This window comes from Gilliamella sp. App4-10 (assembly GCF_001690495.1).
Lineage (GTDB): Bacteria > Pseudomonadota > Gammaproteobacteria > Enterobacterales > Orbaceae > Gilliamella > Gilliamella apicola_G.
In genome coordinates, this window is the sequence record NZ_LZGS01000026.1 from 33,142 (window position 1) to 45,123 (window position 11,982).

Annotated in this window: 9 protein-coding genes and 1 tRNA gene; 8 read left to right on the plus strand and 2 right to left on the minus strand. The window is 35.7% G+C overall.

Annotation, left to right across the window (positions count from 1 at the left end):
- The first annotated feature begins 69 nt into the window (after nt 1-69).
- Complete coding sequence (gene metE, locus A9G23_RS04120; RefSeq protein ID WP_065586414.1) at nt 70-2,343, plus strand: 5-methyltetrahydropteroyltriglutamate--homocysteine S-methyltransferase; 2,274 nt, start codon at nt 70-72, stop codon at nt 2,341-2,343.
- A 133-nt stretch (nt 2,344-2,476) separates the two neighbouring features.
- Entirely contained in the window at nt 2,477-3,352 is an 876-nt protein-coding gene (gene metF, locus A9G23_RS04125) for a methylenetetrahydrofolate reductase [NAD(P)H] (RefSeq protein WP_065586415.1), read from the plus strand.
- A 38-nt stretch (nt 3,353-3,390) separates the two neighbouring features.
- On the opposite strand, the gene A9G23_RS04130 is transcribed toward metF, so the two are convergent.
- A tRNA-Met gene (locus tag A9G23_RS04130) sits at nt 3,391-3,467 on the minus strand.
- A 640-nt stretch (nt 3,468-4,107) separates the two neighbouring features.
- Here A9G23_RS04130 and A9G23_RS11180 point away from each other — a divergent pair.
- Both A9G23_RS11180 and A9G23_RS11880 read left to right on the plus strand, forming a co-directional pair.
- Nucleotides 4,108-4,317: an NADAR family protein gene (locus A9G23_RS11180; protein WP_081296937.1), complete on the plus strand. Its 210-nt coding sequence runs from the start codon at nt 4,108-4,110 to the stop codon at nt 4,315-4,317.
- 29 nt (nt 4,318-4,346) lie between these two features.
- The gene (locus A9G23_RS11880) at nt 4,347-4,595 is read left to right on the plus strand and encodes an NADAR family protein (RefSeq protein WP_081296938.1); all 249 of its coding nucleotides are present in this window, start codon (nt 4,347-4,349) and stop codon (nt 4,593-4,595) included.
- A 334-nt stretch (nt 4,596-4,929) separates the two neighbouring features.
- Here the strand turns inward: A9G23_RS11880 and A9G23_RS04140 are convergent, their stop codons facing one another.
- On the minus strand, nt 4,930-5,565 hold the full coding sequence (locus tag A9G23_RS04140) for an NAD(P)-dependent oxidoreductase (protein WP_065586416.1): 636 nt from the start codon (nt 5,563-5,565) through the stop codon (nt 4,930-4,932).
- Between the two features lie 364 nt (nt 5,566-5,929).
- Here A9G23_RS04140 and A9G23_RS04145 point away from each other — a divergent pair, with 364 nt between their 5' ends.
- The 4 genes from A9G23_RS04145 to treB all read left to right on the plus strand — a co-directional run bounded on the left by A9G23_RS04145 (nt 5,930) and on the right by treB (nt 11,920).
- Nucleotides 5,930-8,077 carry an AAA family ATPase gene (locus A9G23_RS04145; RefSeq protein WP_065586417.1) on the plus strand — a complete coding sequence of 716 codons (2,148 nt, stop codon included), beginning with the start codon at nt 5,930-5,932 and terminating at the stop codon, nt 8,075-8,077.
- Nucleotides 8,077-9,180, plus strand: a complete 1,104-nt coding sequence (locus A9G23_RS04150; protein ID WP_065586418.1) for a 5-methylcytosine restriction system specificity protein McrC — start codon at nt 8,077-8,079, stop codon at nt 9,178-9,180. Before A9G23_RS04145 ends, A9G23_RS04150 begins: the two co-directional genes overlap by 1 nt.
- A gap of 155 nt (nt 9,181-9,335) precedes the next feature.
- Nucleotides 9,336-10,301, plus strand: coding sequence for a trehalose operon repressor TreR (gene treR / locus A9G23_RS04155; protein ID WP_065586419.1), 966 nt, complete (start codon nt 9,336-9,338; stop codon nt 10,299-10,301).
- Nucleotides 10,302-10,492: 191 nt separating this feature from the next.
- Nucleotides 10,493-11,920 (plus strand): PTS trehalose transporter subunit IIBC, encoded by a 1,428-nt coding sequence (gene treB, locus A9G23_RS04160; RefSeq protein ID WP_065586438.1) that lies wholly within the window; start codon nt 10,493-10,495, stop codon nt 11,918-11,920.
- The last annotated feature ends 62 nt before the right edge of the window (nt 11,921-11,982 follow it).

An 11,982-nucleotide genomic window follows, 5' to 3' on the forward strand; every position in this document is an offset into this window, starting at 1 on the left:
ATTATTCAATACCTGTTTTTTTTGTTATCTTCTTTATCACTGAAGAAAATGGATAAAAAGGGAACAAAAATGAATACTGCTGTTATTGGATATCCTCGTGTTGGTAAGCTTCGCGAACTCAAATTTGCAACAGAAGCTTATTTTAAAGGTAATAAAACCCAAGCTGAATTATTAAACGAAGCCAAAGCGTTACGTGCTGAGCACTTAAAACAACAAGCGGCACAAAAAATTGCTTTTATTTCATCGAATGATTTTTCATTTTATGATGCCGTACTTGATACCGCATGCTTATTGAATGTGATCCCAAAACGTTATCAAGATTTAGGTTTACCTGAACTTGACCGCTATTTTGCGATGGCGCGTGGTTATCAGGGCGAAAAAGGCGATGTGCGTGCGCTGGCTATGAAAAAATGGTTTAATACCAATTACCACTATTTAGTGCCTGAAATTGAAGATTCAGTACAGATTAAGTTAACAGGTACAAAACCTTTTGATGAATATCAAGAAGCCAAAGCACTAGGCGTGCAAACCAAACCTGTTGTGATTGGCGCATTAACCTTTTTTAAATTAGCACAATACTTAGGCAACAAACAACTGGTCGATTTTAAAGCAGATATTATTAAAGCTTATCAAGAGATCATCCAAAAATTCACAACGCTTGGCGCTGAGTGGATTCAAATTGATGAGCCAATTTTAGTGACCGATCTAAATAAAGACGATATCGCCTTATTTACCGAACTTTATCAAGCAATATTATCAGTTAAAGGTAACACCAAAATTGTTCTACAAACCTATTTTGGTGATGTGCGTGATTGTTATAAAGAACTTGTCGCTTTACCTTTTGATGGGATTGGGCTTGATTTTGTTGAAGGTAAACAGTCATTAGCTTTACTTGAAAATAATGGCTTCCCAGCTGATAAAGTATTATTTGCTGGTGTGGTTAATGGTAAAAATATCTGGAAAAATAATTATCAAAAAACCTTAGCTTTACTTGGTCAAATAAAACAAAAAGCCACAAATATTGTGATAAATACATCTTGTTCATTACTGCATGTTCCTTATACCTTACAAAATGAGACCAAATTAACTATTCAACAACGTGCTTATTTTGCTTTTGCTCAAGAAAAGCTACAAGAATTGGCTGAACTTGGTCAGTTATTTAATGATGCAAATCCTGATAACCATGCAGCTTATAAAACCAATCAAACACTATTTACCCGTGAACGTGAAGGTGCAAACCAAGCGGTTCGCCAAAAAGTGGCGGCATTAAGCGCGTCTGATTTTACCCGTTTACCTGAGTTTTCAGTGCGTGAAGCAGCGCAGAAAAAGGCCTTTAATTTACCATTATTACCAACCACAACCATTGGATCATTCCCGCAAACGCCTGATGTGCGTTTAAATCGTGCTAAATTCAAAAAAGGCGAAATTTGCTTAAACCAATACACTGAATTTAACCAACAAAAAATTGCTGAGTGTATTAAATTACAAGAAGAAATTGGCATTGACGTGTTAGTGCATGGTGAATTTGAACGTAATGACATGGTCGAATATTTTGGTGAAAGCTTAAATGGCTTTGTGTTTACCGAAAAAGCTTGGGTGCAATCTTACGGTACACGTTGCGTTAAGCCACCGATTGTTTGGGGGGATATTTCACGCTCTAAACCGATTACGGTTGAATATTCAAAATATGCACAAAGCCTGACTGACAAACCAGTTAAAGGCATGTTAACAGGGCCTGTCACCATTTTAAATTGGTCATTCCCACGTGAAGATATTTCCCAAAAAGAATCGGTATTCCAAATTGGATTGGCCATTGGTGATGAAGTGTTAGATCTCGAAGCAGCTGGCATTAAAATTATTCAAATTGACGAAGCCGCGTTAAAAGAAAAATTACCACTCCGTAAAGCGGATTGGAACAGCGAATATCTTGATTGGGCGATTCCGGCATTTAGGTTAGTACACAGCAAAGTCCAAGCTGATACCCAAATTCACACACATATGTGTTATAGCGAATTTGCTGACATCATTAAAGATATTGATGCAATGGATGCCGATGTGATTTCGTTCGAAGCCTCTCGCTCTAATCTGCAATTAATTGATGTGCTCAATGCCAATAATTTTAAAACCGAAGTTGGGCCAGGTGTTTACGATATCCATTCGCCACGCGTTCCGCCTGTTGCTGAAATTAAAGCGACGATTGAAAAATTACTGGCGAAGATTGATAAGCAAAAATTATGGATTAATCCAGATTGCGGTTTAAAAACACGTGGCGAAAAAGAAGTCGTTGAAAGCTTACAGCATCTTGTTGAGGCTACATTAGCAGTAAGAAAAACACTGAATTAGGCACTATTTTACAAAATCGTTAAGCTTATTTACTAAAACATCATAATTTGTTAATCCTGACACTTCCGTCACCTATTTGGGTGGCGGAAATATTAATAAGGAAAATAAGTGATATAACGAATGGATAATACAAATGAAAACAAATCTATTATTTAATCAAAAAACGGTGTTCTCTTTTGAAGTTTTTCCCCCTAAAAAAACCTCACCTTTAGCAACCATTTATAGCACGCTGCGTGAACTGGGTTATTTTAAGCCCGATTTTATTAGCGTCACTTATGGCGCAGGAGGTAGCTTAAATGGTCAAACCACCATTGATATTGCGCATTCGGTTAAACATACTTATGGCATCGAAAGTGTTGCGCACTTACCGGGGATCAATTTTGATAAAGCCGAAATGCAAAAAATCCTACATGATCTTAAATGTGCAGGGATTGATAATGTGCTTGCTTTGCGTGGCGACATCAGCCCGAATGTACCGCCCAAAGATGATTTTCGTTTTGCCAGCGAACTGGTGACCTTTATTAAAGAAAACGGTGATTTTAACGTGATTGGCGCATGTTATCCAGAAGGTCATCTTGAAGCATCAACACTAAAACAAGATCTGATCCACTTAAAAGAAAAGGTCAATGCCGGTACTGATCAACTTATTTCACAGCTATTTTTTGATAACGACTATTTTTATGCATTTTTAGATAAAGCACACGATATGGGCATTAATGTGCCGATCGAAGCCGGCATTATGCCAGTGACTAATAAAAACCAAATTGAGCGCATGGTATCGATGTGTGGAGTGAATTTACCGAAAAAATTCAAACAAATGATGGAAAAATATGAACATCATCCTGATGCATTTCGTGATGCCGGTATTGCTTATGCAATCGATCAGATTGTTGATTTAGTTTCACAAAATGTGGATGGCATTCATTTATACACTATGAACAATAGCTACATAGCCAGACGCATTAGCGAAGCTGTCGCGACGTTATTAGCTGTACCAAAATCAAAATAGTGATGATGAAAAAAGATATATCAAGGATTGATAGGAATTGGTTGCGGGGGCTGGATTTGAACCAACGACCTTCGGGTTATGAGCCCGACGAGCTACCAAGCTGCTCCACCCCGCGTCAAAGAGATGGCTATATTATAGTAATAAAATAATAAAGCAATACCTTTTTAAATCAAATGCCACATTTTTAAACATTATTGAGTAAATATGGCGTATTTTTTTACATAAACACACCTGCCTAAACGTTTTGACCCGTATTTTTATTTTCGTTAAAACCGAATATGCCAGAAACCTAACTACACTAAAATAGCAATCACCCTATAACTATTTGACTTTACTTAAAAACTTGAAATAAAACTTCAATAAAATCAATGCGCTACCTGAGCTGTTTTTATCAGAATTCACAAGCTTTATATAAAAGAGTAAGGTAATTATTGCGACTCTATGCTAAAAATAGCCTAGTTTTATTAGCATAAGCGAGAGAATATTGCGGGAATAACTTAATGATTTTTTTTTATTATATTCAAGATTATTATCATCATCTAAAAAATATTCACATTTGAATTCTTTATTGTCTTTTAAATATTGAAAATAACTGACATAGGCAAAACTATCTATTAACATGAGAACTGATTACTCATAACCGATTTTTTATATTAGCAATCATGCGATAAAACCAATACAATCTTTGTCACTTTGATCAATAGTTAGGTTTTATTGATAAGTTTATTTTTCTGTAACAGGAGCGATTTCAATCGATGAAACACGTCGGAAAGAAGAAAATGATTTTCTTTTTTAGCCCTGATCATTATTTGTCTCAGTGGTATCCTTGCCATTTTGTTATTGATAATATTCAATTTTCTAATGCAGAACAGTGGATGATGTATTCTAAAGTGTTGTTATTTAAAGATATCGATAGTGCCAACGCCATTTTAGCTATCCCGTTATCTAAAATGCAAAAAAACTAGGGCAAGCAGTACGTCATTTTGATGAAAATATCTGGAATCAGCATAAAAAAGAGAGTGTTTTTGCCGGTAATTATGCCAAGTTTTCGCAAAATGGTGAGCTTAAACAATATCTATTATCCACCAAAGATAAAGTGTTAGCCGAAGCTAGTCCATATGACAAGATTTGGGGAATTAGTTTAAGCATTGATGACGAAATGAGATTTAATATAACGAAATGGCGCGGCAAAAACCTACTTGGTAAAGTTTTGATGCAAGTGAGAGAGGTTCTAAAAGCGTAATCTAAATTTAGTCATTAAAAGAGATGATGAATATTTGCTTTTTTAGGTCTATTTTTTGCCTAAACAACTATTTTTTATACTTAAATGCATAGTTACCTGAAACTTATTGACAAAACTTTTGACTTTGCCTACTCCCCACTTCTGGTTAATACGTTGCCGTTAAATTCATTTTTTCATTAAAATTCAAAAATATCCCAAGTCAGATCCAACTCGTTTCTAAAAATAATAAACCTGGAAACGTGTTGGAAAATATGTCGGGATATTGTATTTGTTATTATGGAAAATCGGTGCTTATTTCTGTATAAGAAAGCTTATTTGCAGTATTTTAGCAATATTACTCACTAGCAACGGTAAAACGTTGCTTAATATGCTTGGCTTTTTCTGCCTCATCAATCATGGCAATGGCATAATCGGCATAGCTGATTTGGCTTTTTCCTTGGCTGTTAAATAACACCTCTTCACCGCCCAAGATATAATGCCCAGTTCTTTCCCCGTCAGCGTTAAACTCAATGGCTGGGCTTAAATAAGTCCATTGCACATCATCGCACGTTCTAAGCGCATCAAGTGCTTTGGCCATATTGGTGGCTAATGGTTTAAATGTATCAGGAAAATCAGGTGAATCAACCAAACGTAGTGAATGCTGTGGATTAACATATAAACTGCCAGCTCCCCCCACCACTAATAGGCGATTTGTTTTACCGCTTAATATATCCGTTAAATGTTTTAAACTGGTTTGATGCAACGGCAGTGATTCCAGTGACCAAGTACCAAATGCATCGATAATCACATCAAAGGGTTTTAAATCAGTATAGGTTAATTCAAACAGATCTTTAATTAGCACATTTGCTTTTGGATCGAGATGTTGACTCGTTTTACGCACTATTGCAGTAACGTCATGTCCTCGTGAAATCGCCTCTTTTACCAAGAGTTGCCCTGTTTTACCACTCGCACCAATAACTGCAATTTTCATACTTTGCTCCTTTCAAGCGTTTAATGAGTGACATGATATTACATCTTATGTCCGCTTTGTGATCGACAATTTATTATGATGAATAATTTTATAGCCTAATTTAACCCATTTTATTTGCCGAATAATAAGATCATTTTACACAAAAATTCAATCAGCTATGCATGCACAACATTTTTAAGGCATTAATGGCGTTATTAAAAACCATCTATTTTTTACAATTTTACTATTTGATTATGTATTGTAAAAACATAAATAACTTGATAACAATAGTCAGCAAAAAATTATCAACATTCTATTTTTGGTTAACAATAAATTATTTTAGAATATACATAAAAATAAATAACATAATCAGAAAGGAAAGCAATTGGACGAGATAAAAACATATTGGTTTTTAGGTGCAAAATTTAAAGGTAATAAGGACCAAACAGAGAATTTTATTAGTTCAGGTATCTGGCAAAATGGTTATGATAATAAACTTTTGGATAACGTAAAATCTATTTCTGTTGGCGATAAAGTTGCCATCAAATCAACCTATAATCAAAAAATTAATTTACCCTTTGATAATAAAGGTCTGTTTGTTTCTGTTATGGAAATTAAAGCGATTGGTATCGTAACGAAAAATCATGGTGATGGAAAATTGTTAGAAGTCGATTGGCAACAAACTAATCTGAATAAGAAATGGTACTTTTATACCTATATAAACACTATCTGGAGTGTTAAAAATGATAATTGGCTGAATAAACAATTAATTAATTTTGCATTTTATGATCAGCCACAAGATATTGATGCTTTTCGCAATGCTCCATATTGGAAATCTCGTTATGGTGACAACAACGATAATAATAAACCACTCTTAGAATGGATACCTTTTTATGAGGAAATTGCTGATAAGTTGTTAAGTTACCAAGATAAAAATAAAAGACTTAAACTGATGACTTTTATTAATCAGCTAGCTTTAGAGTTTAAACTATCCTATTTAATAGATAAAAATTTGCACGATATTTGTCCTTTTACTGTGCTGGGAACATTTAATAGAGGAAATGCCGAAGAAATCAGGAAAAACATTGCTCAAAAATGGGCTGAATTTTTTGATGTTAAGGAACCAGTACCGAATTCTTGGGAAGGAATACCATTATTAAATAATCAAATCTCTTGGTTTTTCACCAATTCAGAAAATCAGCAGCAAGAAATAGATAATCTTTGGGATCTTTATTCTGTCGCTTTAAATTTTTCTAATATTGATGACAATTATCAAGAGGATTTTAAGCAAAAATTTGATTTGGCTATGGCGCAACCTTATTGCTCTTGGCAACTAACCAATGGTTTATTTTGGATTCGTCCTAATGCTTATTTAGTGTTAGATAAAGTAACAAAAAGTTACTTAAGTCAGTATGTAGAAATTTTCAAAAATAAAAACTTAAGAAAAAGCGATTTCAGCGGTAATGATTATCTGAAATTGCTTGATGATTTAACTGTGAGGTTTGCTGATGAAAATTTTCCTGTTCACTCTTATCCTGAACTTTATTTAACTGCATTGCGTAACAATGAAAATGCGATCTTAGATACTGATTATGAAGCTAAAGAGCGTTTAAATAACCAAGATACTACTGAACCTTTAATCATAAAACAACCTTATACCCTAGATGACCTAATCAATGAGGGTTGTTTTGTTGATGAACAACAGTTGCAAGCCATATTAAAGAGCTTAAAGTTGAAAAAAAATATTATTTTACAAGGCCCGCCAGGGACAGGTAAAACTTGGTTAGCTAAACGTTTAGCGAATATTATTGTTGGTTATAAAGATTCAAAGAATATCAAAGCCATTCAGTTTCATCCTAATATGTCTTACGAGGATTTTATCCGCGGCTATCGACCAACCAGTGATGGAAAATTATCGCTGACTGATGGACCTTTTTTAGAGATAATTAATCAAGCAAGGAATGATGCTCAATCAAATTATGTTATTGTGATTGAAGAAATTAATCGTGGCAATCCAGCACAAATTTTTGGTGAAATGTTAACGCTACTTGAAGCTGATAAACGAAATCCAAATGAGGCATTAGAATTAACATACCAACACCAAAATGAAAAAGGCGTATTTATTCCAGCCAATCTTTATGTTATCGGCACTATGAATATTGCCGATCGTTCGTTAGCGATGCTCGATTTTGCTTTACGTCGTCGTTTTGCCTTTTACCATTTAAGTCCTCATTTTGGCGAAAATTGGCTCAACTATATGCAAGAAAAACACGCCTTTTCACCGCAACAATTACAAGATATAAAGCGCCGTATAGAGGCATTAAATCAATATATCAGTAATGATAGTTCACTCGGCAAGGCATTTACCATTGGGCATAGCTATTTTACCTGTTCTAACCAAAAAATGACTGCGCAAGATTGGTTTAAGCATATTGTTCGTTCAGAAATCGAGCCCCTATTAGAAGAGTATTGGTTTGGCGAGCCTGAAAAATTTAGCGATGCGATGAATATATTATTAGGTAATGGACAATAATGACCACGATAAATAATCATCCGCTATTAACCAATACGACCGTTGCCAAAATACCAATTAGAAACATATGGCTACTTTTGCTCTATGCTTCTGATTATTATAAAACTGTAGGGCAAAAACAGAGAATAGAGCTAGAAAATAACCCTGAGGAATTAATGACGCTCGCTGCCAAACTATATTGTCAGGCAGCAAATAAATGGTTAATACATCACCTTGCTACAAATTATCAGCTCACAACAAAAGCACTTAATCGTGTCAGAGGAAAAATAGAGGTTTTAACTACTCAGCGAAAGCAATTATTGGCAAAAGGTAAAATTCAATGTCGATATGATGATTTAACGATTGATACCCCTAAAAATCGCTATATTCATGCTGCGGCTCATTTATTAGTAAAAAAATTAAACGATGCGAGCTTAATTGAACAATGTAGAAAAATCATTCATCAATTTACTGCGTTGAAGATTGGTCAAACAACGCATTATTGCTATGAAAAGGAGCGTTTTAACCATGCAAATCTTAAAGATAATACTTTAATCTCTTTAGCAAAACTGATTTTTAGCTTGTCCATTCCCACTCAATTCCAAGGATTACATACCATTGAACAACTAAAAAAAACCGATCATTGGTTACGTGAATTATTTGAAAAAGCGATAGTTGGCTTTTATCGTGTAAATTTAGATCCTCGGCAATGGACTATTTATGCGGGTAAAAAATTAAATTGGCAATATAGCAATGTGACCGATAATATCACCGCCTATTTGCCAACTATGAAAACCGATTTAATACTTGAAAATCGCAGTCATATGCAACGTTTAATTATTGATACTAAATGTACCTCAATTTTAAAAAAATCACGATTTAGACCTAACTCGTTTAGTAGTCACCACCTTTATCAATTGTATGCTTATTTAAGAAGTCAGGAAAAAGATAGCGATCCTTTATCCGTTTGCGCCTCTGGCATGTTGCTATACCCGACTGTCGGTGTGACGGTTAATGAAAATATAACTATCCAAGGACATAAATTATCCTTTTGTACTATTGATTTAATGCAAGATAATAACACGATTAAAGATAGTTTACTGGCGTTATTACATGGTTTTTGACTCGTGCTAATTCAGATTTTATCATTTTTACCTGATTTTAATTCTAACTATTGTTTAGCAAAAATCCAATTTACCAAGCCCAAATAAACAATCTGAAATCGCTATTTTTTCTAAAATAGCTTAGTATAATTTTATTGATTTTTGTTGGCTAATTTATGATGAACAGATCCTCAAATCATTTAACCATTAAAGATATTGCCAAGCTTTGTGGGGTGAGTAAATCGACGGTTTCACGGGTGATTAATCATGATCCAATGGTGAAAGCAAGTACCCGCGCCAATGTGATGGCAATCATTGAACAGCATCAATTTACGCCGTCGAAATCGGCTAGGGCGATGCGTGGCTATGGGAATAAAGTGATTGGGATTATTGTCACTCGGCTTGATTCACTGTCTGAAAATCAAGCGGTGCAAAGCATGTTGCCTATTTTTTACCAGCAGGGTTATGATCCGATCATTATGGAAAGTCAATTTAGTACCGCCAAAGTTAACGAACATTTATCCATGCTCAAAGACAAGCAAGCTGATGGCGTTGTTATCTTTGCCTTTACAGAGCTTGAGCAGTCATTATTATCCGTCTGGCAGGATAAAAGTGTGGTGATTGCACGAAAATTCCCAGCACATACTTGTATTTGTTATGATGATGTGGGCGCAGTTAAAATGTTATTGGCTCATTTATATCAATCGCAACAACATCAAAAGATTGGTTATATTGGGGTTGAGCAACAAGATCAAACCACTGGCGCACGGCGTTATCAAGCCTATGTGGATTTTTGCCAGCAATATCAACTTAACCCAAATGCGGTTTTAGGGCCATTAAGTTACCGTTCAGGCTATGAGCTTGCCGAGTTTGTGTTAGTACAAAATCCATCGGCTATTGTTTGCGCAACCGATGCCATTGCGTTGGGGTTAAATAAATACTTACACGAAAAACAGCTTAAACATATTACCGTTGCCAGTATTGGCAATAGTGAGCTACTGAGTTTTCTTTTTCCTAAAACATGTGCGGTTGAACTGGGCTTTGATCAAGCCGGTCGCTATGCGGCGCAAGCGTTACTTAATATGTTACAAAATCATCTTGAGTTTAAAAGTATTACCGTTCCTTGCCGATTAATAAGTTAATTTCAACCATGGTTATTTAATTTGTGCTTATTTCATCCTAATTTGTGATATAAATCACAAAAAAGGGAACGTTCCCATTTATTAATTTAGCAATTCAATCTATGCTTAATTTCAATCAAAAAAACAGCCAGATTATTGATAAAAATAAAATGATGTCGGCTGCGTTTTTACCGATAAAAGGGGATGTTATTATGGCTACAGATTTAAAAATAACCACAGAATCAATCGAGCAACTAATCGTTTTTGTTGGTGGCAGTAAAAATATTGCGAGTGTCACCCACTGTCTGACAAGGTTAAGGTTTGCGCTAGTTGATCCCAAGGCGGCTAAAATTGATGCCATCGAGGCATTACCCTTTGTCAAAGGGTGTTTTATTAATGCTGGGCAGTTTCAGGTGATTATTGGTACTAATGTCGATCGTTATTACAAAGTACTTATTCAACAATTAAATCTAAATGAGACAAGCAAAGAGCAGACCAAAACCGCAGCCAAACAAAATATGTCGGTTTTTGAAAGGTTGATTTCTAATTTAGCCGAAATCTTTATCCCCCTATTACCAGCTTTAATCGCGGGTGGATTATTACTGGGGCTGCGTAATGTCATTGGCGATATGCCATTTATTGATAACAAGCCTCTTACCGAAAGTTATCCCTGGTTAGCGCCGATCTATAGCCTGCTTTGGCTACCTTGCGAGGCGATTTTCCACTTTTTACCGGTTGCCATTTGTTGGTCAACCACAAAAAAAATGGGGGGCTCGCCGGTGCTTGGTATTGTGCTTGGCATTACGTTAGTTTCACCCCAGTTAATGAATGCTTATGATCTTGGAAGCAAAATTCCCGAAGTATGGGATTTTGGTTGGTTTACGATTGCTAAAGTCGGTTATCAAGCGCAGGTGATTCCATCGATTTTTGCAGGGCTGGCACTTGGCTGGATCGAAACTCATTTACGCAAAATCGTTCCTGACTATTTAAATTTGGTGATTGTACCTATTATTGCGTTAATTACTTCGGTCTTTTTAGCCCATTTTATTTTAGGTCCAGTGGGGCGAATGTTAGGCAATGGCATGGCCGATATTGTTAAATATTTAATGACGGGACATTATGCCTTCATTGGCGCAGCCATTTTTGGTTTTATCTATTCACCACTGGTGATTACCGGTATTCATCATACAACGCTCGCAATTGATTTGCAGATGACCAATAGCATGGGCGGAACACCAATCTGGCCCATTATCGCTCTATCCAATATTGCGCAAGCCTCGGCAGTTGTGGGTATTATCTTGGTCAGCAGAAAACAAAAAGAACGTGAAGTGTCAGTGCCAGCGGCGATATCGGCCTATTTAGGGGTAACCGAACCCGCCATGTATGGCATCAATTTACACTATAAGTTCCCGATGTTATGCGCGATGATTGGCTCGGCGTTAGCGGGATTAATCTGTGGTTTAGCCGGAGTGTTGTCTAATGGGATTGGCGTTGGGGGATTACCGGGAATATTAACCATTAAGCCGATATATTGGACGATTTATGCCTTTGCTATGTTAGTGGCAATTGTGGTGCCAATTGCTTTAACCTCAGTAGTTTACAAGATAAAACTGAAAAAAGGCACGTTAAATATTCGCTAAGTAATACTAAGCAATACACAATACATAGTAACAATTCGCCATTGTATAAACAAAACGGTGGG